The sequence below is a fragment of the Bacillus carboniphilus genome, assembly GCF_039522365.1.
Lineage (GTDB): Bacteria > Bacillota > Bacilli > Bacillales > JC228 > Bacillus_BF > Bacillus_BF carboniphilus.
Genome location: NZ_BAAADJ010000058.1, coordinates 11,982 through 35,340, shown reverse-complemented (window position 1 = coordinate 35,340; position 23,359 = coordinate 11,982). Strand labels below are relative to the sequence as shown.

Here is a 23,359-nt window from a genome sequence, read left to right as displayed (position 1 = left end):
AATAGCGGAACGAGAGTCCGTTTGAACCTTAAAAACCGGTCTTTTCATAGAAATAGCGGAACCAGAGTCCGCGAGTTAAACAGAGGCTAGCCCGCTACAATACTAAATCCCGATTCTTTTATTTTATTGCCTTCATGGCCACCCCTAGTAAAAATACAAAAATAATGGCCCCTAATAACCCCGGGATAATGGCAATTCCAGCAATAGCTGGACCAAAGCTTCCAAACAGACTGCTTCCAAGCCATGCACCAATGATACCTGCCACTACATTTCCAATGATGCCACCAGGTACATTTTTACTAAGAAGCTCTCCAGCCAACCAACCGATAATACCACCAACAAGTAAATATAATAATAGTTCCAAATTAAATACCTCCTTGTTCGAAATCGTGTTTCTATGCTTGTACCCTTATTTTATGAAGGTCAATCTTGAAATGTTCTTCTCTACACTATAACTGATTAGAAAAAAATGGTTAAAAATATGTTTACTTTCTATAATGAGTGACATATAATAAAAGCGAATTCAAAATGTGAGAGGGTGATGTGTTATGACTAAATTATTCAAGAAGCCTATTGCAATCAATTTCATAGCGCAGCCCGTTAAAAACGTATTCTAATCAATACGCTTGATTTGTATATCATTCAATCCATAATCATGTCCACGGGCTGTGTGTTCAGCTCGTGGTTTTTATTTATTTAAGGCCGTGGGAACGGTCTTTTTTTTATTTTAAAAAAACAAACATGATTTCGGAGGAAAACACATTGAATTTACAACAATTAGGTTGGAATACAGAATTAGAAACAGCATATTTACCATATAAAGCAGAAGGTTTCACAGTCGGAAGAGTAGGACTTGAACATAAAGGTAGTTACCGCATCTTTACTGAAGATGGGATCCTCCTAGGAGAAATTACAGGGAAAATGCGGTTCCAGTCAGTAAATAGAGAAGACTATCCAGCTGTAGGAGACTGGGTCGTTATCCAAGCTAGACCCGCTGAAGGTAGGGCTAGCATCCATGCAATCCTTCCGAGGAAGAGTAAGTTTTCTAGAAAAGTAGCAGGAATGACAACAGAAGAACAGATCTTGGCAACCAATATTGATACCCTTTTTATCGTAAATGCGTTGAACCATGATTTTAATCCAAGAAGAGTAGAGAGATTTATGATTATGGCATGGGAGAGCGGGGCTTCCCCGGTTATTGTCTTAAGTAAAGCTGACCTTTGTGAGGATACAGAAGAAAAAATAAGAGAGATGGAAGCTGTCGCTTTTGGAGTGCCGATTATTGTCATTAGCTCCAAGGACAAGACAGGGCTTGAAGAAATTTCTGCATGTATTAAACCCGGAGAGACTATTGCTTTATTAGGATCTTCTGGAGTGGGGAAATCTACACTCATCAATACGCTTTATGGAGAAGAGATTCAACAGGTTCAGGATATCCGTGAAGGTGACGATAAGGGAAGACATACAACCACACATAGAGAAATGATTGTTTTACCAAGTGGAGGAATCTTAATCGATACTCCAGGTATGAGGGAGTTCCAGCTTTGGGAAGCGGGAGACAGTCTTGAACAAGGCTTTCAAGATATCGAAGAATTAAAGAACCGATGCTTGTTCCGTGATTGTCAGCATAAATCGGAACCAAACTGCGCTGTGCAAGCGGCCATTGAAAATGATCAATTAGATCCTAAGAGATACGAAAGCTATATAAAATTACAACGTGAATTAGCTTATATTGAACGGAAGAATGACCAAAAGGCGCACCTGGAAGAGAAGAAGAAATGGAAGAATATATCGAAGTCTCAGAAGAAGATGTATAAAGGAAGATAGATGGATGAATGAAAACCAGTTAGAGCCAAAAGCTCTAATTGGTTTTTTTGCAAAGAAATGGTACCTACACCTAGGCATTCACCTAACAACCCTCTACTGCATATGGTAAAGGTGTGACGGGATGGATGTAGAATAATCCACAAAGGAGTGCTGAGTGTGTCCGGAAAAATATTAAATTATTATGCTGGTGGAAATACATCAAAAGGATTTTATAGTTTGTATGACTCGAACCTTCAAGGATTGAATCGTTTGTTTATTCTAAAAGGAGGTCCAGGTACAGGAAAGTCCACTTTAATGAAGAGTGTTGGAAAGGTGTGGAGTGAAAAAGGGTACGACATCGAATATCTACACTGTTCTTCAGATAATAACTCGATTGATGGTGTCATCATTCCGAAGTTGAAAGTAGGGATTGTAGACGGCACAGCTCCTCATGTAATTGAACCGAAGGCACCAGGGGCAGTTGAGGATTATGTCAATTTGGGAGAGGCATGGGATTCCAATAAGCTAGCTTTGCAAAAAAGTAAAATAAATGAAATCAATGCAAAGATAAAAAAAGCATACGAGTCAGCCTATGGGTCCTATGCGGAAGCACTGAAGATCCATGATGATTGGGAAAAGATCTATATCGATAATATGAATTATGATAAAGCAGATGAATTGGCTGAGAAGTTAACGTACCAATTGTTCGGAAGTATTTCAGTCAATAAGAAATCGAATGTGGTGCATCGTTTTCTAGGTGCAGCTACTCCAAAAGGGGCAGTAGACTTTGTGCCGAACCTAACCGGAGATCTTCCAAAAAGGCTCTTTATTAAGGGAAGAGCGGGAACCGGAAAGTCAACCTTGTTGAAAAAGCTTGCAGCTGCAGCTGAAGAAAAAGGGCTAGATGTGGAAGTTTACCACTGTGGCTTTGATCCACATAGTTTGGATATGTTAATTTTCAGGGAAATTGGAATCGCTATTTTTGACAGCACGGCCCCACATGAATACTTCCCAGAACGTACGGGTGATGAAATTATAGATATGTATGAGAAGCTTGTGACTCCTGGAACGGACGAGAAATATGCAGAGGAAATCGGGCTCATTGCAGAACAATACAAAAATAAGATGCAAGAAGGAACCTCATTCCTTGCTCAGGCTAAAAATTTCCACGATCAACTAGAAGACATTTATATTCAAGCGATGGACTTTACAGTAGTTGATAGAATTAAGGAACAGTTAATTGGTGAGATTGAGTACATTGAAGGTATTGCAGAACTTGTATAAAAAGAAACCACCAAAAAAATTTGGTGGTTTTTCTATATCTTTAAATCCCACTTTTTCAAGTGAAACTCAGCCTTTCCGGAGAATAGGATTTCCTCATTTTCCGGATCAGGATAGAACCTAGCAGAAAATACTTCTTCCCCTCCGTTAATAAATACTTCAATCGAAGAAGTATCAAGGTAGACGTCTAAAGACCCTACATTCGAGATGGAGCAATGACGGTATTCATAATCGGTAGAATTGAATTTTTTTCGCCCTAACGATACTTTGTTTATCTTAGGATGAATCTGAAGAATGGCAGCATGTCTGAATTGAATTTCAAACTTTTCATCAACTTGTAGCTGGTCGATATTCAGCTCCATAATGATACCGTCCACGCCTGGTAAAGCTACGTGATCCCCTTCAAGTTTGTAATCCGGAAACGAGTGGAGTTCATCCCGTAGCATTGTAAGCTCAGAAACCGGCTTTTGATAGAGCTTGTTATTTTGTAACACTAATTCACGTGGTAAAGTAAGTGCATGAACCCATTCATGTTGCACAGTGGGGTGAGCATTTTCCTCATTATCTGCCATTCCCATCCACCCGAACAGTATTCTTCGACCTTTATGATCGAGGGTTGATTGTGGAGCATAAAAGTCAAACCCTCGGTCCAATTCTATAAACGAACCATGTTTAAATACTCCACTTTGGTAATCCAGTTTTCCAACAAGGTACCCGGTTTGAAAAATGTTCTGATACAAATCTCCTTTTGGCTCTAACCCTTGTGGAGAAACAATCAATACATCTTTGTCTCCCATGGAAAAGAGATCCGGACATTCCCACATGTAACCGAAATCCTCTAATTGTTGTAGACCATTTCCTGCAATCGGACCTATATGGTTCCAATTCCATAAATCTTTGGATGAAAAAAGGACAGCTACTCCTTTCTCTTCCACAGTTTGAGCCCCTATAATCATGAACCATTGATCCCCATGCTTCCATACTTTTGGATCCCTAAAATGTGCGGTATACCCTTCAGGAAGATGAATGACTGGCCCATGCTTCTCAAAGGTAACGCCATCATCGGAAATGGCCAGGCATTGATAGGTTTCACGGTTTCCGTTATCATCCTTTACATTCCCGGTATAAAAAAGATACATTTTCCCTTGATGTTCAATAGCACTTCCTGAATAACAGCCATTTTTGTCATACCAATCGCTAGGAGCAAGGGCAATGGGCTCAGTCTCCCAGTGAACCAAATCAACTGATGAGTAGTGGCCCCAAAATTTTGCCCCATGTGCAGTTTTAAAGGGATTCCATTGGTAAAAAAGATGATACCGCCCCTTATAGTCAATCCATCCATTCGGGTCATTCAACAAACCAACAGGAGGCATGATATGAAACTTGAGTCGATATGGATCCTTTTTCACAAGGTGTTGTTTCTTTTTTATTTCTTCATAAGCTTTTCGAATAAGATTGTTCTCTTGGTCTTTCATGGTGAACCTCCTAATGCCAAAAAACCAACTATGAAAGGGATAGCTCTTTTCTTTTAACTTCCTTGTAATTCTTCATGCATTTTATCTGTATAACCAAATAACCAAGTTAGGGCAAAAGCAACTCCAATTGCAATTAAGTTAACTAAAAGATATAGAAGAATTTGTCCATTTAAATAAAGCAGAGTTCCCGGGATAACGGTAACAGCCATTCCTGTTGCCTTTAAACCGAAGATGGAAGCGAAGAAACCTCCTACTCCTCCACCAATTAACCCCATGATAAATGGCCTGAAATAACGAAGGTTAACCCCAAAAATAGCGGGCTCAGTAATACCTAGAAAAGCAGATAATGATGATGGAAGCGCAAGAGCTTTGAGCTTAGCCGATCTAGTTTTAAGTCCAACAGCTAATGCGGCTCCACCTTGTCCCGCAATAGAGCAGGTGATAATGGCATTGTACGGGTTATTTCCAAGCTGACTCAGTAATTGAATCTCCATAAAGTTGAAAATATGATGGACACCTGTTACAACAATAATTTGATTGACCGCCCCAATAATTAAACCGCTTAGTCCAAACGGAAGGTCCAATAAGAATAAAGTAGCGGCAAGAATCCATTCCTCCACTATGTGGAAGATAGGTCCGATTAGGAATAACGATAAAATAATCATCAGTAAGAGTGTTAAAAAAGGAGTTAGGATTAAATCCAGTGCATCGGGTACCCTTTTTCGAATTTGCTGTTCAAGTTTTGCACCGACAATCCCAGCTATAAAGGCAGGTAGTACAGAGCTCTGATAGCCAATAACGGGTATAAACCCAAAAAAGGTTAGAGGGTTAGCATCCCCCGAAGCTACAGCCCAAGCATTTGGTAAAGAAGGGCTTACGAGCATCAGTCCTAACACCAGACCGATAACGGGACTACCCCCGAATACCCTGAATGTGGACCAGGCGACGAGAGCAGGTAAGAATATAAAGGCTGTATCTGTTAAAACCTCTGTAAATAAGAGAAAATTCGCAGAGATATCATCAGGTGTCATTCCAAACAATTCTAGGATGGCATCTTGCGTAACAAGCCCACGAACCCCCATAAATAGCCCAGTTGCTACAAGAACAGGGATGATTGGGACAAAAACGTCTCCGAAGGTTCGAATCGCTCTTTGGAATCCATTCCCCTGCTGGGCTGCCTGTTGTTTTTGTTCACTAGTAGAGGCTTCGGTAATTCCAATATGCCTAAATTGTTCATATACTTTATTTACAGTACCCGTTCCGAAAATGATCTGGTACTGCCCAGAGTTATAAAATGCGCCTTTCACAAGTTCGATATCTTCAGAGGCTTTTTCGTCAATCTGTTCTTTATCATTGACCATGATTCGAAGACGAGTGGCGCAGTGGGAAACAGAAGCAATGTTATTCTTTCCCCCAACCGCTTTTACTACTTCTTCAGCTATTTTTTTGTAATCAGCCATACAACGTAGAACCTCCTTCATAAGATTCTTTATTATCATCCTTCTGAATTAGAATCGATATACATGGACAGAAGGATTAGATAATTTTCGGGGGAAGTGTGGAGGAAAAGAAACTTTTAGAGTGGGATAAGTAGTTGAGTATATGCCAATGTTTTTCAGCCTGAATATTGTCATGCTTCCCCAAATAATTGGCTAAAAATAGACTTTGGATAGTCTCTAGAATAGGCAAAATCGATTGGATTTCAACCTCTGTAAAGGGCGTACTCTGTTGATACCCGCTTAGAAATTGAACAAAGATTTCTTCCCATTCCTGAGAAGAAGTAAGTTGCGTAAAGCTTTCCTTAAGTACGGCAGAAAGAAAATAACATATATCAAAGATTCTGACACCCATCAGAGACAGCTCAAAGTCTAAATAGGAAACTAACTGTTCTTCTTTTAAAAGAACGTTCCGAGGGTGAAAATCTCGGTGGATGATTTGAGAGGGTAGAGCATGGTAATTATCTTCAAGCGAGTTCCATGTAGCTCGGATCTGGTTGAAGGTTTGCATTTGTTTTTTATCAAAATGCTTCTCAAAAACCGGGAGAGCCCATTGTTCTACTTGAAATAGAAAGTTCGATTCACTAAGTGGCATTTCCAAACTCGCTAAAGCTTTATGCAAGCGACTAAGCCAGACTCCATATTTATAAAAAATATTAGTATGGAGATAGGAAGTATGATGGAAGATGGGAGAACCATCCACCCATGAATAAATGGAAATCCATTCATTATGAAAAGGGATAACGGCCCCATTCATCGAATAATACACAGTAGGGACAGGAATGCCCTGGTCTAATAGATAAGAGTATAGAAACACTTCTTTTAACAAGGATTCTTGTGAAGCGCGAATCTTAATCGCTAGTTTTTGATTATTTTGAGTCAGTGCTTGGTAAGTCGAATGGTTAATGGACTTTATTTTAGTAAGTTTCATTTGATATTGCGAATTGATGTAGGAAAGTAATTCATTCATGTAATGACCTCATTTATATAAGGTTTAAAGGGGGCTAAGTGATGAAGGAATTAGTGGGAAAATGCTCTATTTGTGATAAAGACATTTACTGTCTAGACGGCTTTTTTAACGGAGCAGTTCAGGAAGACGGAAGTATTATCTGCTTTGAATGTGACCAGGAGTAGTCGTTTGTAGTATGTGTAAGTTGTAAAAAAACATTTATATGATGGAGAGGTAAAGCTGTGAACGTAACGATGAAAACAACCCTTCACTCAATCCAGTTAAACCAGAAGCCAGTTTTAGAAAATTTACTACAGTATTATTTTTATGATTTCTCGGAGTTTAACTCAGCTGATGTAACGGAAACTGGAAAATTCGGAGATTATCCATACACCCACCTATACTGGGAAGAGGAAGGGCGTTATCCTTATTTCATTTATTATGATGAAAAGCTGGCTGGTTTTGCTCTAGTTAGCAAAGAAAAGAGTGAAGGTAACAACTATTTTTCAATCTCGGAGTTTTTTGTACTCAAAAAATTTAGAAGACTCGGTGTCGGTAGAGAAGCTGCTATTACCGCGTTTAGTGAGCACCGAGGAGAGTGGGAAGTCTTCCAAATGGCCTCTAATCAACCTGCGCAAAAATTTTGGAGAAGAGTCATCCATGAATTTACGAATGGAGAGTATGTAGAAAAGGTCGATGAAAAAAGAGTTACACAATTATTTAAAAGTTGAAAACGCATAGTTGATCTATGCGTTTTTTTTGATATTGTAATTATTTATGAATAGAAAGAGGGTTTTCAAAGGTTTTGTCGAATTAAGAGTCAAACTATTTTGAAAAATCAGGGGGGAGAATCTGTGTTAAAAGGCCTCAATCATTTTATTCAAGAATATGAAAGAGCAACAAATACCCATGATTTTGCCCAAGTTCGTCCGTTCATTAAGCATGATGCTGTTTATCTTTTCTCAGAAGGGACATACCGTGGTATGGATGAGATTCAACATGCATTTGAACGGAATTGGAGAACAGTGCAAGATGAAGTCTACCGAATTACGGATGTAGAGTGGCTCAGTTATTCAGAATCAATGGCTACCTGTATTTATCATTATTATTGGAGAGGAGTGTACAATGGAGCGGAAAGAGAAGGTCGTGGAAGAGGAACAAATTCTATGGTAAAAGAAGATGGGAAATGGAAGATGATCCATGAACACTTAAGTCAGATGCCAAGGTAAATAAGCATTGGTCACCTGAGGAAACCAATGCTTATTTTTTAGCGCTATTTGTTAGCGACGTTCTACTTTTTTTCTTGGCTCTTTTCGTAAAGACTTGAACAAGGAAAAACACATGGCGATTAAAATGAGAGTGAATGGTAGGGCAGAAACAAGGGAAGCGGTTTGTAACCCTTCCAAGCCACTTGCAATAATCAGAACAGCTGCAATAGCAGAAATTAGAGTTCCCCAGATAAATTTCACAATCAATGGTGGATGAAGTGACCCTTTTGATGTCATGCTCCCTAGAATATAGGTGGCCGAGTCAGCTGAAGTTACGAGAAACGTTAAGATTAGAAAAATAGACAGAACTGACATGACTTGTGTAAGAGGCAAATATTTATACGTTTCAAATAATGCACTGGTTATATCACTGTTAACAGCTTGAGCGATGCTAGTTCCCTCAAATAAATCAAGGTGTAAGGCTGTACCTCCGAAAACCGCAATCCAAATAAGTGCGATGAGTGGTGGTACAACTAATACCCCCATAATAAATTCTCTGATTGTTCTTCCTCTCGACACTCGGGCAACAAACGCCCCAACAAATGGTGACCAAGCAATGGCCCACGCCCAGTAAAAGATGGTCCAATCCTGCACCCATGTACCTCCTCTATATGGCTGCATTCGAAGACTGTATGTTATAAAGTCTGAAATATAATCCCCTAATCCTACAGTAAAAGCATTTAAGATAAATACAGAAGGTCCAGTAAAGAACACAAATAACATCAATACTAAGGCTAAAGCTAAATTCAAATTACTTAACCATTTGATTCCTTTGTTTAGACCAGTAGTCGAAGAAGACAGATATAAAATTAACAACACAAGCACAATCAAAAGCTGGACGAGCGTGCTTTTTTCAAGACCAAATACAGCGTTCAGTCCACCGTTAATTTGTAAAATTCCAAGCCCTAAAGATGTAGCAACCCCCATTACTGTGGCAATCACAGCTAAAATATCTATGAATTTTTTAATCCCACCATTTTTTATGATAGGGGACAGTGAAGTTGAAACGAGGCCATCATCCTTTTTTCGAAACTGATGATACCCTATGATTAAGCCAACAATTGTAAACACAGACCATTGACTAATTCCCCAATGGAAAAAGGAATACCCCATTGCAAGTCTTGCGGCTTCCTCCGTTAAGGGTTCCACATCCCTCATTGGCGTTTCAAAGAAATGACTCATGGGTTCAGCAATCCCCCAGAAAACAAGCCCTACACCAAATCCTGCAGAAAAAAGCATTCCAATCCATGTGAAAAACGGATAGTCAGGTCGGTCTTCATCTGATCCAAGACGGATTTTTCCATACCTACTAATGGCAAGAAAGAGGAGAAATAGTACAAAAAGTAATACCCCAAGTAAATATAACCAACCAAAATTGTGCGTCGTTAGTTCAAAGAGATAATTGGCTCTCTCCTCAAATACTTTAGGAAAAATAGCCCCAAATAGCACTAAAATAAGAACTATAATAGCAGATACCCAAAAAACGGGATTATTCCAAATTCCCTTGTCATTATTCAATTTATTTTTCCTCCCCATGCAAAGTTCAATAAGACTAGCTTTCCACAAAATGACGAAATGATGAGTACCCTCGATTACTTCCTCCCCTTTAGCAAAATAAGTAAACGTCCTTTTTTCTTATGCAAAAAGGGAAAACGAAGCAGTTCCTAGAATAGTTATATACATACATTTGTCGGACCCTTTTTCTATTAGAGTAAGGTTATGGCTGCTTAAGAGGTTGAGGAGGAGAGAAAAAAATGAAACTTTTAGTAATCGGTGGTACGAAATTTTTAGGTCGCTGGATCGTTGAGGAAGCATTAGAAAGGGGCTGGGAAGTAACCCTTTTTAACCGCGGAAACCACGCGGATGTCTTTCCGAATGTCCGCACAATCATAGGGGATAGAGAAACGGATTTGTTAAAACTGGAAGTGGAAAATTGGGATGCTGTCATTGATACTTGTGGCTTCCACCCTCACACTGTTCGGAAATCAGTAATGGCATTAAAGGCAAATACTTCTTTTTACGCGTTCGTTTCAACGATTTCAGTGTATTCCCGTTTTGTATTTGAAGACGAGATAAAAGAAGAAACAGGGGATATCTTAACTCTTACGGAGGATGAACTGAAAGAATTAAATTTAGATAATCAAAATGTTGGGGAGTATTATGGTCATTTAAAATATTTGTGTGAACAAGAGGTATTACGTGAGATTCCAGATAAGAGCCTTATTGTTAGACCGGGGCTAATTGTTGGACCATATGACCTTACAGATCGATTTACATATTGGGCAACTCGATTCCATGAAAATCGTGAAATTCTAGCACCAGGAAGAACTAGTAAAAAAATTCAGTTTATAGATGTCCGTGACTTGGCTGAATGGATTGTGAAGATGACCGAAAGCCGTATGACCGGTGTATTTAATGCGACAGGTCCTGAAAACGTCTATACGATGGAAAACTTGATTGATGATGGTAAAGAGGTTTTTCAGAATCATGCAGAAACAACCTGGGTTCCAGAAGACTTCTTACTATCCCAACAAGTTCAACCCTGGATTGAGCTACCACTTTGGATTCCAGAATCAACACCCGACCCACTTACAAACGCTGTTTCGGAAAGAGACAACGGGGTCAATATTGAAAAAGCACTACAACATGGTTTAACCTTCCGACACCCTAAAGTAACAATAAAAGATACCTATGAGTGGGCTACAAAGACAGCGAGAAAGCTAGAAAGAGCGGGATTAAGTGAGGAAAAAGAAAAGACCGTGTTAGAGAATTGGAAAGCTGCACAAAATAAAGGAACTCAACAAGTTTAAACCACAAGCCTGGGTGATGCCTGGGCTTTTTTAATTGATAAATCAACCTGCTTGATTATAAAAGCCAAGTTATGAAAACATTAGAAAGGACATACTATGAAAACAGACATAAAGGCAGGTTGATAATATGTTACGCTGTATCGCAACAGATATGGATGGAACTCTCTTAAATGCAAAGCAACAAATAAGTAAGGAAAACGAGACAGCATTAAAGCAAGCTCAAGAAAAAGGAATTGAAATCATCGTAGCAACAGGCCGCTCATATTTTGAAGCAGCTTCCGTTCTAGAAGAAGCAAAATTAGAATGCCCCATTATTTGTGTAAATGGTGCGGAAATTAGAAATGAACAAGGTGAAAAAGTATACTCCAATCCAATTCCATCTGAACTAGCTAAGAAAGTCATGAATCAATTGGATGAAAGGAACTATTATTACGAGCTATATGCCAACTCTGGTACCTATACAAGAGATCCAAAGTTAGGATTAGCCGTACTAAAAGATTTATTTCAATCAGCCAACAAAGAAGCGGTACCATGGATGGAAATGGAGGAGGAAGCTCGTAAACGGTTTGAAGAGGGACATGTGAAAGTGGTTGAAGATTATCAATTATTGGTAGATGAACCGTCTTTCGAACTTTATAAACTGCTCGTATTTGATAAAGATCATGATGCGTTGCAAAAAGCTGCGCTAGAATTAGAAGATCCGGATCTAGCCATCACTTCATCTGCATTCGGCAATATTGAAATTAACTATAAATCCGCACAGAAAGGTATTGCGTTAGAGGCATTTGTCCAAAAGAAAGGAATCCCTCTTTCAGAAACCTTAGCCGTTGGTGATCAGCTAAACGATTTATCGATGTTAGAAATTGTAGGAACAGCTGTAGCAATGGGGAATGCTGCTGAAGAAGTGAAACAAATTGCCCATTACATCACTTCCACCAACAATGAAAATGGAGTGGCTAGAGCGATTACAAAATATATGAATCTAATGTAGGAGTGGATGCATTGAACACAGTAAAAAGTATGCTTTTATTGGTGTTGTTTTTTGCTTGTGTCGTCCTGACTGCTTGTCAGAAAGAAGAAAGCAAGGAGGAGAGTCGAGAAGCTCTACCTGTTGTGACAGGAGCGGGGCATGAGATTCTCCTAAGCAATCTCCAAACACCATGGTCCATCCAAAAGCACAACGATACTTTTTACATCTCAGAACGGACTGGATACATCTATATGTATGATGGAGAAACAAAATCACGTCAAACGGTTCAGTTACAGGAAAGGTTAGCACAAACTCCAGAAGCAGGGTTACTCGGATTTATTATTCCCCCTCGATTTACAGAGACAAAAGAGGCGTATGCCTATTATACATACCAACGTGGTGAGGACTTATTTAACCGGCTGACAATCTTGAAACAAGAAGGGAATCAATGGGTAGAAACAAAGCCTCTTTTGGACGGGATCCCTGCAAGTACTTTCCATCACGGGGGACGTCTCCAAATTGGACCAGACCAAAAACTATATGTGACAACAGGAGATGCAACTGTACCTGAGACAGCTCAAGATCCTCAGTCCATTAACGGTAAAATTTTAAGAATGAACCTTGATGGCACGATTCCAACTGATAATCCTTTTCCTAATTCCTATGTCTATAGCTATGGCCATCGGAATCCACAGGGATTGACATGGAGTCCGGATGGAACCATGTATAGTACGGAGCATGGACAATCTGCCCTGGATGAAATCAATATCATTCAAGCGGGTCGTAATTACGGATGGCCGATTATATCAGGTGATCAAAAACGAGAGGGAATGGAAGCACCGCTAATCCACTCTGGAAGTCAAACATGGGCACCATCCGGAATGGACTTTCACAAAGGATGGATCTACTTTGCAGGGCTTAGAGGAGTCGGAGTGTACCGTTATCATGTCCAAAACCAAAAGCTTGAAAAATTTATCGAAGGATATGGCCGAGTGCGGGATGTTTGGATAGATCAAGATATCCTATACTTTGTAACGAACAATACAGACGGAAGAGGTAATCCAGATGACGCCGATGATAAATTAGTGTCGGTGCCTCTTTCAGAGGAATCATAAGACTCTCTTTATGAGGGTCTTTTTTTATTGGTAAGGAATTGTTTGGAAAAAATATTGACACACTGGTTATTTAGTTTTATAGTTAGTTACATAAGTAATGAACCTAATAACCTAACGAGAATATACAGCATCAAGAACAAGGAAGGGAGTGCCTTATGAGTTCATCACTAGATAATAGCAAACCCATATTTCAGCAAATTGCAGAACAAATTGAAGATCGTATCATTAACGACTCTTTAAGAGAAGGGGACCGGGTTCCTTCTACCAATGAATTTGCTGCCCACTATCAAATTAACCCAGCGACGGCAGCCAAGGGAATCAATCAATTAGTGGATCAAGGGATTCTTTATAAGAAGAGAGGGATCGGTATGTTTGTGGCAGAAGGAGCAAAAGCGCAGCTGGTCAAAAAAAGAAAAGATCAGTTTTTCGAAAGTTTTATCATTCCATTAAGGTCTGAAGCAGAAAAATTAGACATTAGTACACAAGAGTTAAAGGATATGTTGGAGAGGGGGACAAACCATGAAAATTGAAGTGAAAAATATAACGAAGGCATATGGTAAAAATAATGCGCTAGATCAAGTAAGCTTTGATCTTGAAAAAAATAAAATTTATGGGTTGTTAGGAAGAAACGGTGCAGGGAAAACCACTCTGATGCAAACGTTGGCAGGGCACATCCTTCCAACAAGTGGAGAGGTACTGATTGATGGGCAAAAGCCTTTTGAAAATCAGAAGATTACTGAATCCATTTGCTTAATTAACGAGAGCGGAAATTTTAAGAAGGGGTTAAAAATTAAAGAGGTTCTTCTTGTCAGTTCACTCTATTATCCAAACTGGGACCAAGAAGTTGCGGAACGTTTATTAGAGGAATTCAGTTTAAATAAAAATATGAAGATAAAAGCAATGTCTAAGGGAATGGAATCGGCATTAGGAATCACTGTAGGTTTAGCGTCCCGAGCGCCAATTACTATCTTTGATGAACCTTACATTGGCTTGGATGCAGTGCACAGACAAAGGTTTTATGAGCTTTTACTAGAAGAGTATGAAGACCACCCTAGGACCATCATTTTGTCTACTCATTTAATTGATGAAGTCAGCAATTTATTCGAACAAGTGGTGATCTTTCAACAAGGGAAGCTAGTTTTAAAGGAAGATGCAGAAGTACTAAGAGAACATGGTTATAAAGTACAAGGAGATACATCTGCTATTGACCTGTTCGCCAAAGAATATAATGTCATTCACCGAAAGTCATTTGCTGGTCAAGAGGTGGCTGTGGTGTATAGCCAAGATGGTGGAAGAGAAGCTGCTCGAAATCTAGGATTAGTGGTAGATTCGCTTCCAGTTCAGGAATTGATGGTTTATTTAACTTCATCTCGAGAAGGGAGAAAGCATGTATGAATAAACAAATGAAGGCAGTACTAACCTTTTCATTATTTGACATACGACAACCACTCACTATTTTTTGGAGTGTGCTGATTGGATTTATGCTTTTAGGGACAGGGATTTCCTTCACTTTAGGTCAGGGAACAATAATGATTTTTAGTAGTTCGGTTGCAGTTTATATTTTCTGTGGAATAAGTGGTTTTCTGACGGTTAGGGACACGTTCCCCTATAATTTAAAGATGGGTGGAACGAGAAGAAACTATTTTGTCGGAATTTCACTTTACTTTCTTTTGCTTGCGATCGTAATGTCTGCATTCCACAATGTTATGATTACCATATTTGACAAATTAGTAGATGTACTAAAGATCAATGGAATTCAATTTTTTCACTTTTCAACATTAACAGGATTACAGGATACTTGGATTCTACGATTTTTTATAGATGGTGTGCTAGCTTTGTTTGTTTTGATTTTCTTCTTTTTCTTAGGAGTTATGTTCTTTAGGTTTGGTTTGATTGGAGGATATAGTGTGATTGCAATATGTGCTATTGCGATTATATTACCTCAAGGTAGAGACCGACTCATTGAGTTTTTTATTGGATTTGCAACGAACGATGCGATTTTGCAATATATTTGGCTACTTGGAATAGGGGTTGTATTGCTTTTTATAACTCGTCTAATTATGAGGAAAGCTCCTGTTGGGAGTGCTATTGTAAAATAAGCTAAAGCCAGGATTGTGAGGGTTCTGTGTATAGACAACTTCCTCTCCATCTTGTAAGATAGTTCCAAGTCCAGATAGGTGGGAGGAGGGAGTTCTGTGAGAAACGAAGAAAACCAATTGCCAATGTACTATCAAATTCAACAAGCTTTGAAAAAGAAAATAGAAGAAGATTGGCAACCGGGTGACGTGATCCCTTCAGAACGAGAGCTCTCAGAACAATTCGCGGTGAGTCGAATGACGGTTCGCCAGGCGGTAAATGGTTTAGTAGATGCCGGATTTCTAGTCCGTAAAAGAGGAAGCGGCACGTATGTTATGGAACGAAAGGTTGAACAAACCCTGCATGGTGTGACAAGCTTTTCTGAAGAGATGAGAGCAAGAGGTCTTACCCCAAGCAACCAGCCTGTCAGCTTTCAGATCATTCCTGCTGACGAAAAAGTCGCTCACCAGTTACACCTATCTCATTATGATCCGGTTTACAAGATTGAAAGAATCAGGTTGGCCGACGGAATTCCGATGGCATTTGAAACCACTTTTCTTCCAGCTAATTTAATGAAGAGTTTAACGGAAGAGATTATGAATCATTCTCTTTATGAATATGTCGAAATGAAGTTAGGCCTTGGGATTGATGATGCCTTTCAAACCATAGAATCGGCTTCAGCCACGCAGAAAGAAGCGAAGCATCTTCAAATCAAAGAAAAAGAACCCGTCTTGGTTATAAATCGAAGAACGTTTACGAGACAAGGTAAGCCGTTTGAGTATGTGAAAACAGTGTATCGCGCGGATCGTTATAAATTTTCGATTCATATTAAGAGGAGTCATAAATAACGGAACCTGTGTCCGGCTAGCTGGCGAAAAGGACAGGAGATCCGTTATTTGCCCAAAAGAGGGTGTTTTTGAGTGTTTGGCGGACAGAAAATCCGCTATTTGGCTAAAATGGGCATCAAATGCCCTAAAACAGTCGAATAGCGGAACGAGGGTCCGTTTGCGCCAAGAAAACCGGCAGTTTCATAAAAATAACGGAACCTGTGTCCGGCTAAGAATGAAAAAAAGGATGCGGAGAAAAAGCATATATTTCTCTCCGCATCCTTTATTTTTAGGGGCCATTAAGCCGGTGCATGGTTTTGCCATTGGAAGGTCCAGAAACGTTCAGTACCTAACCGATTGATGACTTCCTCATCGTTGTTTTTTATACTTTCCTCCCATTGAGCTGCCATTAGCTGTGTTTGGGATTTATGTGCTTTAATGGTATCTACCTTTTGCTGAATCACATTTTTTACATCGTGATAGATATTAGGTTCTCCTAATTTCTCGACGCAATCTCTTGAAAATGCGACACAATGTAATTTAGGACGGTCATTTTCAGGTATCAATGATACGGCCTTGACCACAGCTCGACCTGTAGCATCATGGTCAGGGTGGACAGAATAACCCGGATAAAATGTGATAATAAGAGATGGATTAACTTCTTGAATGATAGAATGGATTCTCTCGGCCAACAGCTCATCGTCTTCAAACTCAACCGTTTTATCTCTGTAACCAAGCATACGTAAATCTTGGATTCCCATCACACGGGCTGCGTCCTTTAACTCCTCTTTACGAATGAGAGGAAGGGATTCCCGAGTAGCGAAAGGAGGAATACCCATATTTCTTCCCATTTCTCCTAAGGTTAGGCAAGCATATGTAACCCCGGTACCATTTTGAACATGATTGATGATAGTACCAGACACTCCAAAGGCCTCATCATCAGGGTGTGGAAATACAACTAAAACGTGACGTTCCTTTTCCATATTTTAGACTCCTTTCGCTTCTTAATTAAATGGGTTTCTACTAATTTGAAGGGCAACTGCAAGTTTTCCTTGGAAATCATGGCCTGCCATTAACAGGCGATCCTGATCATCAATTTCAAAGTCAGTAATTCCTTCCGCATATACCCAACCAAATGGGAGCTTAAGACCGACACGATATGGACCATCTCCCGTAATCTTTCCGATTTCATATTCTAATTTTGCATTGCGGATATACGCACCAGCAGAGAAAAAATTCTCATCCTGATGTGATGCATAGGCGCCATTCGTGGTTTCTAAGTGAATATAAACCTCTTGTTTTTTAAACTCTTCCAGTTTTCTTTGGACTTCACCCACTACAACAGGCTTCAAAACATTCCCTCCATCCTTTACGTGCATGTTCTTTTTAATAATTTTACTAAAAAGGATGGGAAAATGCGAAGGGATTAGTTTGGAATTTAATAAAAATGGGGTTTTGGGTTGTGTGGAGGTGCAAATCTGGGTGTGAAGGTGCAATTCCGGGTGTGGAGGTGCAATTCCGGGTGTGAAGGTGCAATTCCGGGTATGGAGGTGCAATTCTGGGTGTGAAGGTGCAAATCTGGGTGTGAAGGTGCAAATCTGGGTGTGAAGGTGCAATTCCGGGTGTGGAGGTGCAATTCCGGGTGTGGAGGTGCAATTCCAGGTGTGAAGGTGCAAATCTGGGTGTGAAGGTGCAATTCCGGGTGTGGAGGTGTAATTCTGGATGTGGAGATGCAATTCTGGGTATGAAGGGTGCAATCCCGGCCAAAAGGTGCCCCTTATATTGACTGCTCCCCCAACAAAAAAGAGCCCATTCCAGGCTCTTTTCCAAATACCTATTTCTTACTACCTTCACCATATACATGATAAGCACCGTGCATAACCGGTCCAACGTATTGGTTTAACTGGAAGCCATGCGCAATGGCATCCGTAACGAATGCTTTTGCTTTTTCAATAGCTGCCTTTGGGTCTGCCCCGTTCGCAAGTTCAGCTGTAATAGCTGCTGCAAACGTACAACCTGCACCATGTGTGTAAGTAGTTTCTAGCTTTTTAGATTCAAGTAAAGTGAAGTCTGAGCCATCATAAAGGACATCCACAGCAGAGTTACCAGCAACATCTGCTCCACCTTTAACAACTACATACTTAGCACCAAGTTCGTGAATACGGCCAGCTGCTTCTTTCATATCTTCAACCGTTTTTAGAGGCTTCATTTGTGCTAACTGGCTAGCTTCAAATAGGTTTGGTGTTGTTACAGTTGCCTTTGGTACAAGTACTTCGCGAAGAGCTACAGCTGTTTCAGGGTGTAGAACTTCGTTTTCACCTTTACATACAAGTACTGGGTCGATTACAACTTTTTCTAGCCCATGTTGGTCAATGGTTTTAGCAGCTAATTCAATAATTTCTGCGGAACCCAGCATCCCAGTCTTCATAGCATCGATGCCGACAGAAAGAATGGTATCTAGTTGTGTTTCAATCGTACTAAGCTCGATTGGGAATACATTATGATTCCAACCGTTTTTTGGATCCATCGTTACGATGGTTGTGAGTGCTGTCATTCCATATACGCCAAGCTCTTGGAATGTTTTGAGGTCAGCTTGGATTCCAGCACCACCACTTGTATCTGAACCTGCAAGAGTAAATACCTTCTTCATTTTATTACCCCCTATGTAAGAGAATATGAATATTAGACAATCCTGATAGGAAATCTACGAAATACATTATACCAGTATTATTTTTCATTAAAAAGGGGAAAGGAATTCGTGAAAATCATTCTAGTTCCAGCTTGGCTTGATTCAATGTCCCATTTCCATCCTAATTCTTTTGTCATAAGGGAAATAATGGATAGACCGACACCTACTCCTTTTTCTTTGGAGGTTGCGTTCATTCCAGGTCCTTTATCCTCAACCGTTAGTGTGAATTTCGATTCGGAAACTCCTAATTGAACCCCAACATATTTTCCCTCGCTTGCATGTCTTAATATATTTTGAAACAAATTATCCAGCATTCTCTGTAACCAATGTTCATCAATATCAGTTAGGATTTTGCTTTCAGGCAAATCGATGTTAATCGTAAACCCCTCTTTCTCAAATACGGGATACCAGGAGGCTAAGACCGTTTTAATGACACGAACTAGATCCTGCCTGACCGGCTTATATGGATATTTACCTGAGGTTAAGAGGGAATAGGATAATAGATTTTCGATTAGTCTTCCCATATAGGAAATTTTCTGGTCCAGAAGCTGTAATGATTGATTTCCCTCACTCGATAAACCTTCTTTTTTCAATGAATAGGCATAGCCTCGTATCGTTGTTAGCGGTGTTCGTAAATCATGAGATAGATTGGCGATTAGCTGCCTTCGCAGTTCTTCTTCTTTTCGCTCTCTTTCTCGACTTTGCTGTAGCTTCAAAACCATTTCATTAAAAGCTTGTTCAAGAGCCCCTATTTCATCTTTTTTAATGATGGAAACAGGGTCAGGCAGTAGCGGGGTATCGTCTTCAATGTGCATGGCTTTTTCTAATGAGATCAGTCTTTTTCTGATATTGTAAAAAAACCAACCAGAAAAAATCATAAAAACGACCAATATAACTAGCACACCAATGAAGTAAACGGAACCATATTTATCTTGTATAACATCTAATTCTGTCCGCATAGCATCCCTTGCCACTTGGAAAACCATAAAGCCTTGTTTCGAAGCATTCCCTATAAAAGCAACAATCGTAAAAGGGTCCCCATTATAACTCTTTTTCATAAATTCTACTGTATAAGATGCTGTCCAATTCTGTGGTAAATCAGGATTTGAGGGTAGCTGCAGTTCGAGTCCGCCATCCTGATTCACCCAAAAAAGGCTTGCCTCTGAATAGTCTCTCTTCAGTTGTTGGAGTGCTAAATCAATTTCTTCTGGTGTCGCCCCATCTAACTCTTTGGCTTTGCTATGCCACATCTCTTCTAAGTCTTTATGATTGGCATAAGGATTTTGGTTAGATTGAAACTCAGAAAGGGGGAGAAATATAGCAATAGACACAATCGGCATAGAAAAGGGGATCACCAAAAGGGCGCAAAATATAACCAATATATATTTAGATAATAAAGATTGGCGGAATTTCACCTTTTTCTTCATAGCTTCACACGATAGCCAATCCCACGAATCGTTTCTAGAATCATCGGTTGACTCGGATATAATTCAATTTTTTCGCGCAAATGGCGAATGTGAACCATTAATGTTTTATCCCCCTCTATTAAAGGCTCTCCCCATACTGCTTCATATATTTGCTCTTTTGTTAGAATCTGATTGGGATGTCTTAGTAAATAGTGAAAAATATAAAACTGCTTTCCGGTTAAAACAATATCTTCTCCCTGTTCATCTACCACTCTATTTTGGTCCAGATAGACTGTTAAATGATTGAGTTTTATGATCTTTTCTTGCTGCTTATTATAGCGTCGCAGTAAGACTTCAATTCTAGCCAAAATTTCCTCAGGGTGGAACGGCTTCGTCACGTAATCATCTGCAAAATCTAATCCTTGTAATTTATCATCCACGCTCGTTCTAGCTGAAAGCATCAAAATGGGCACATCAGGCTGTTGTTTTTTCAAACGTTGACCCACAGTAAAACCATCTAATCCAGGTAGCATGACATCTAAAATGACAGCATCTACCTGATCAATGTAATGGGTTGCCTGATCACCAGTCTGAATCCAAGTCACATCATGATTAGAATCCTCAAGCTCTCTTTTTAACCAGGAGCCGATTTCGGTATCGTCTTCTACATATAAAATCCTTGCCACAGCACTTCATCCTTTTACAGTTTCATACGTACCAATATACCATGATTTGGGAAAATTAAACGATACCGTCATTAATCTTAAACGAAATTTAAACTTACCTAACCTGTAGTTTTAACCAAGGAATCTACAATGGAAAGAGAGGTGAGGTTAATGGAAAATATAATCGAAACACAAGGGCTTACAAAAACAATAAAGGGAAACCACATAGTGAACCAGTTGAATATAAAAATTGGACAAGGAGAAGTGTACGGGTTTTTAGGACCTAATGGAGCAGGGAAAACAACCACGATTCGAATGCTCTTAGGTTTAATGAAGCCTTCCGAGGGTAACATAACCATTTTCGGAAAGGATTTAGTGAAAAATAGAATGTCCATTTTAAGAGATATAGGTTCATTGGTTGAGTCTCCATCCTATTATGGTCATTTAAATGCCATTGAGAATTTAGAATGTGTCCGAAAAATTATCGGTGTTCCTAAATCCAATATTGAGGAAGTTCTTTCCCTTGTTAGACTAACCAAAGAAGCTAAGAAACAAGTGAAAAACTATTCTCTCGGTATGAAGCAGCGATTAGGGATTGCCACGGCATTACTTGGAAATCCTAAGTTGCTCATATTAGATGAGCCGACCAATGGGTTAGACCCTGCGGGGATTTTAGAAATGAGGGAACTTATAAAAACATTACCGAAACAGCGAGACATGAGTATTTTAGTGTCTAGTCATCTTTTAACAGAAATTGATCATATAGCAACACAAGTGGGAATCATTTCAAAGGGAAACTTGTTGTACCAAGGTTCTATTCATGATTTACGGGCTCAATCCCATGGGTCAATCAAGGTAACCGTTAATAAACCGGAAAAAGGATTACAGGCTCTTCTCTCAAGTGGGATGAAGACCAATCAGGAAAAGGATTCTCTATTCTTACAAGATACGTCAAATGAAATGGTGGCAAAAGCAGTTGAGATATTAGTAAAAAACGAAGTATCCATTTATAGAGTGAAAGAAGAGAATAAGACATTAGAGGACTTGTTCTTGGAAATGACAAGCGGGGAGGGCTCCCTATGAGTCAATTATTGTCTGTCGAGTTTTTAAAAATAAAACGCAGGGGCATTTGGTTGCTCATATTTCTTGGCCCTTTTGGGGTCGTAGCTCTTCAAGCCGTAAACTGGGGAATCCGCTATGATTGGTTAACTGCACAGCATACTGGAAACCTATGGGCAGCTCTTTTACAAAATGTGGGCTCTTTGGGAGTACCTGCTTTAATTATTGGTTCTACCATTATTACTTCGATGCTGGCTAACATGGAACATCAATCACGTTCTTGGAAACAATGGTTTGCTCTGCCTGTTAGTAAGAGTAAATTTTATGTTTCAAAGGTGATGACAAGTCTTATTTTGTTAGTAGTTTCTACTATCCTTCTATCAGTGGGCGCGGTCATTTTGGGCGTATGCCTAAAATTCGGAACAAATATCCCCATTAACGATGTGATTCGTTATTGTGCATTACCAACTGTAGCTGCTCTGCCCATTATCCTCATGCAACTCTGGTTGTCTGTACGATTTACCAATCAGAGTTTGGCTATCTCAATAGGGGTGTTAGGGACTGTCATATCTCTTTGGTCATATATTGCACCAAAGTGGCTACCATGGGTTTGGCCGTTTTTAGTTTCCCCATGGGGAGAAATGGAAACCTTACTGTTAGCTACGGTCGTAGGGTTTTTAGTAGGAGTTGTTTCATTAGTGGACTTTGTAAATAAGGAGGTAGGATCATCATGAAGATAGCTTCGCTACTACAAGTAGAATGGTTGAAGATGAAAAAAACAAATGTATGGCTGTTATCTCTATTAAGTCCAGCCATCGCAACCATCGCTGGTTTGAACATGAACTTTCCTAACTCGCCGGAACCTTGGCATGATGTTCTTGGGATTATGGTTTTAGTACATGCCCTTTTGTTTTTCCCATTGCTGGTTGGTGTCTATTCCGCATTTGTCTGCCGTTTTGAACACTTAGATGGGGGATGGAAGCAGTTATTATCCCTTCCTGTCACAAGATTAAGTGTTATTTTCTCTAAGTGGCTAGTGGTCATGGGGCTACTCACAGTAACCCAAATCATACTTCTTGCTGGTTGTATGACAATTGGAATGATAAAGGGATTCGGTTCTCCCTTTCCGTGGGAGTTAGCCATCCAATTTTTAATCGGAGGAACGTTAGCTTGTACCCCACTTGTTATACTCCAAATGTGGTTTTCAACCATTTGGAGTAGTTTTGCAGCACCTTTTACAATCGCTGTTATTTTCACTCTTCCAAATATATTAGTAGCAAACTCAGAAGATTTTGCTCCATATTATCCATGGGTGCAACCATTCTTTGCTATGTTCCCATCTGGGGAAAATGCCTCTTTCTACGTGTCACAAACAACGTTATGGACGGTCATTTTAATTAGTACCATTGTGTTTAGCTTGATTGGATCTATTTATATAAAGAGGAAAGTTTTTTAAAAGTGCGAGGG

At 39.6% G+C, this 23,359-nt stretch carries 25 protein-coding genes; 15 read left to right on the top strand and 10 right to left on the bottom strand.

From position 1 onward, the window contains the following. Positions 1-118: 118 nt before the first annotated feature. Entirely contained in the window at positions 119-364 is a 246-nt protein-coding gene (locus ABDZ91_RS17025; protein WP_343801481.1) for a GlsB/YeaQ/YmgE family stress response membrane protein, read from the bottom strand. 398 nt (positions 365-762) lie between these two features. On the opposite strand from ABDZ91_RS17025, the gene rsgA reads away from it, so the two are divergent. Both rsgA and ABDZ91_RS17015 read left to right on the top strand, forming a co-directional pair. Then, positions 763-1,827, top strand: coding sequence for a ribosome small subunit-dependent GTPase A (rsgA, locus tag ABDZ91_RS17020; RefSeq protein ID WP_343801478.1), 1,065 nt, complete (start codon positions 763-765; stop codon positions 1,825-1,827). Positions 1,828-1,983: 156 nt separating this feature from the next. After that, entirely contained in the window at positions 1,984-3,090 is a 1,107-nt protein-coding gene (locus ABDZ91_RS17015; RefSeq protein ID WP_343801475.1) for a PRK06851 family protein, read from the top strand. A 32-nt stretch (positions 3,091-3,122) separates the two neighbouring features. Here the strand turns inward: ABDZ91_RS17015 and ABDZ91_RS17010 are convergent, their stop codons facing one another. From ABDZ91_RS17010 to ABDZ91_RS17000, 3 genes are all read right to left on the bottom strand, one after another. Beyond that, positions 3,123-4,562, bottom strand: coding sequence for a glycoside hydrolase family 32 protein (locus ABDZ91_RS17010; RefSeq protein ID WP_343801472.1), 1,440 nt, complete (start codon positions 4,560-4,562; stop codon positions 3,123-3,125). A gap of 53 nt (positions 4,563-4,615) precedes the next feature. Next, positions 4,616-6,022 (bottom strand): sucrose-specific PTS transporter subunit IIBC, encoded by a 1,407-nt coding sequence (locus ABDZ91_RS17005; RefSeq protein WP_343801469.1) that lies wholly within the window; start codon positions 6,020-6,022, stop codon positions 4,616-4,618. A gap of 76 nt (positions 6,023-6,098) precedes the next feature. Further along, a complete protein-coding gene (locus ABDZ91_RS17000; protein WP_343801466.1) occupies positions 6,099-7,028 on the bottom strand; it encodes a phosphotransferase enzyme family protein in 930 nt (309 codons plus the stop codon). 41 nt (positions 7,029-7,069) lie between these two features. On the opposite strand from ABDZ91_RS17000, the gene ABDZ91_RS16995 reads away from it, so the two are divergent. From ABDZ91_RS16995 to ABDZ91_RS16985, 3 genes are all read left to right on the top strand, one after another. Continuing rightward, positions 7,070-7,192, top strand: a complete 123-nt coding sequence (locus ABDZ91_RS16995) for a hypothetical protein (protein WP_343801463.1) — start codon at positions 7,070-7,072, stop codon at positions 7,190-7,192. 57 nt (positions 7,193-7,249) lie between these two features. Then, a complete protein-coding gene (locus ABDZ91_RS16990) occupies positions 7,250-7,738 on the top strand; it encodes a GNAT family N-acetyltransferase (RefSeq protein ID WP_343801460.1) in 489 nt (162 codons plus the stop codon). A 123-nt stretch (positions 7,739-7,861) separates the two neighbouring features. Further along, entirely contained in the window at positions 7,862-8,236 is a 375-nt protein-coding gene (locus ABDZ91_RS16985; RefSeq protein ID WP_343801457.1) for a YybH family protein, read from the top strand. Between the two features lie 51 nt (positions 8,237-8,287). On the opposite strand, the gene ABDZ91_RS16980 is transcribed toward ABDZ91_RS16985, so the two are convergent. Continuing rightward, positions 8,288-9,793, bottom strand: a complete 1,506-nt coding sequence (locus tag ABDZ91_RS16980) for a BCCT family transporter (RefSeq protein WP_343801454.1) — start codon at positions 9,791-9,793, stop codon at positions 8,288-8,290. A 236-nt stretch (positions 9,794-10,029) separates the two neighbouring features. Here ABDZ91_RS16980 and ABDZ91_RS16975 point away from each other — a divergent pair, with 236 nt between their 5' ends. The 7 genes from ABDZ91_RS16975 to ABDZ91_RS16945 all read left to right on the top strand — a co-directional run bounded on the left by ABDZ91_RS16975 (position 10,030) and on the right by ABDZ91_RS16945 (position 16,094). Beyond that, positions 10,030-11,085 carry an NAD-dependent epimerase/dehydratase family protein gene (locus ABDZ91_RS16975; RefSeq protein WP_343801451.1) on the top strand — a complete coding sequence of 352 codons (1,056 nt, stop codon included), beginning with the start codon at positions 10,030-10,032 and terminating at the stop codon, positions 11,083-11,085. Positions 11,086-11,212: 127 nt separating this feature from the next. Next, positions 11,213-12,076 (top strand): Cof-type HAD-IIB family hydrolase, encoded by an 864-nt coding sequence (locus ABDZ91_RS16970; protein ID WP_343801448.1) that lies wholly within the window; start codon positions 11,213-11,215, stop codon positions 12,074-12,076. 11 nt (positions 12,077-12,087) lie between these two features. Continuing rightward, entirely contained in the window at positions 12,088-13,170 is a 1,083-nt protein-coding gene (locus ABDZ91_RS16965) for a PQQ-dependent sugar dehydrogenase (protein ID WP_343801446.1), read from the top strand. A gap of 155 nt (positions 13,171-13,325) precedes the next feature. After that, positions 13,326-13,700, top strand: coding sequence for a GntR family transcriptional regulator (locus ABDZ91_RS16960; protein ID WP_343801443.1), 375 nt, complete (start codon positions 13,326-13,328; stop codon positions 13,698-13,700). Further along, on the top strand, positions 13,690-14,565 hold the full coding sequence (locus tag ABDZ91_RS16955; RefSeq protein ID WP_343801440.1) for an ABC transporter ATP-binding protein: 876 nt from the start codon (positions 13,690-13,692) through the stop codon (positions 14,563-14,565). Before ABDZ91_RS16960 ends, ABDZ91_RS16955 begins: the two co-directional genes overlap by 11 nt. Continuing rightward, positions 14,562-15,269 (top strand): hypothetical protein, encoded by a 708-nt coding sequence (locus ABDZ91_RS16950; protein WP_343801437.1) that lies wholly within the window; start codon positions 14,562-14,564, stop codon positions 15,267-15,269. Before ABDZ91_RS16955 ends, ABDZ91_RS16950 begins: the two co-directional genes overlap by 4 nt. A 96-nt stretch (positions 15,270-15,365) precedes the next feature. Further along, entirely contained in the window at positions 15,366-16,094 is a 729-nt protein-coding gene (locus tag ABDZ91_RS16945) for a GntR family transcriptional regulator (protein WP_343801434.1), read from the top strand. Positions 16,095-16,372: 278 nt separating this feature from the next. Here ABDZ91_RS16945 and bshB2 read toward each other — a convergent pair whose 3' ends face one another. The 5 genes from bshB2 to ABDZ91_RS16920 form a co-directional block, all read right to left on the bottom strand. Further along, positions 16,373-17,056, bottom strand: a complete 684-nt coding sequence (bshB2, locus tag ABDZ91_RS16940; RefSeq protein ID WP_343801431.1) for a bacillithiol biosynthesis deacetylase BshB2 — start codon at positions 17,054-17,056, stop codon at positions 16,373-16,375. Between the two features lie 21 nt (positions 17,057-17,077). After that, on the bottom strand, positions 17,078-17,425 hold the full coding sequence (locus ABDZ91_RS16935) for a YojF family protein (protein ID WP_343801429.1): 348 nt from the start codon (positions 17,423-17,425) through the stop codon (positions 17,078-17,080). 482 nt (positions 17,426-17,907) lie between these two features. Further along, a complete protein-coding gene (gene pdxK, locus ABDZ91_RS16930; protein ID WP_343801426.1) occupies positions 17,908-18,723 on the bottom strand; it encodes a pyridoxine/pyridoxal/pyridoxamine kinase in 816 nt (271 codons plus the stop codon). A gap of 77 nt (positions 18,724-18,800) precedes the next feature. Next, on the bottom strand, positions 18,801-20,102 hold the full coding sequence (locus tag ABDZ91_RS16925) for a HAMP domain-containing sensor histidine kinase (RefSeq protein ID WP_343801423.1): 1,302 nt from the start codon (positions 20,100-20,102) through the stop codon (positions 18,801-18,803). 83 nt (positions 20,103-20,185) lie between these two features. Continuing rightward, complete coding sequence (locus ABDZ91_RS16920) at positions 20,186-20,854, bottom strand: response regulator transcription factor (protein WP_343801420.1); 669 nt, start codon at positions 20,852-20,854, stop codon at positions 20,186-20,188. Positions 20,855-21,004: 150 nt separating this feature from the next. Here ABDZ91_RS16920 and ABDZ91_RS16915 point away from each other — a divergent pair, with 150 nt between their 5' ends. The 3 genes from ABDZ91_RS16915 to ABDZ91_RS16905 are packed head-to-tail and all read left to right on the top strand — an operon-like array spanning position 21,005 to position 23,348. After that, on the top strand, positions 21,005-21,916 hold the full coding sequence (locus ABDZ91_RS16915; RefSeq protein WP_343801417.1) for an ABC transporter ATP-binding protein: 912 nt from the start codon (positions 21,005-21,007) through the stop codon (positions 21,914-21,916). Beyond that, positions 21,913-22,626, top strand: coding sequence for an ABC transporter permease (locus tag ABDZ91_RS16910; RefSeq protein WP_343801414.1), 714 nt, complete (start codon positions 21,913-21,915; stop codon positions 22,624-22,626). Before ABDZ91_RS16915 ends, ABDZ91_RS16910 begins: the two co-directional genes overlap by 4 nt. Further along, a complete protein-coding gene (locus ABDZ91_RS16905; RefSeq protein ID WP_343801411.1) occupies positions 22,623-23,348 on the top strand; it encodes an ABC transporter permease in 726 nt (241 codons plus the stop codon). The genes ABDZ91_RS16910 and ABDZ91_RS16905 overlap by 4 nt, the downstream gene beginning before the upstream one ends. Positions 23,349-23,359 lie beyond the last annotated feature (11 nt).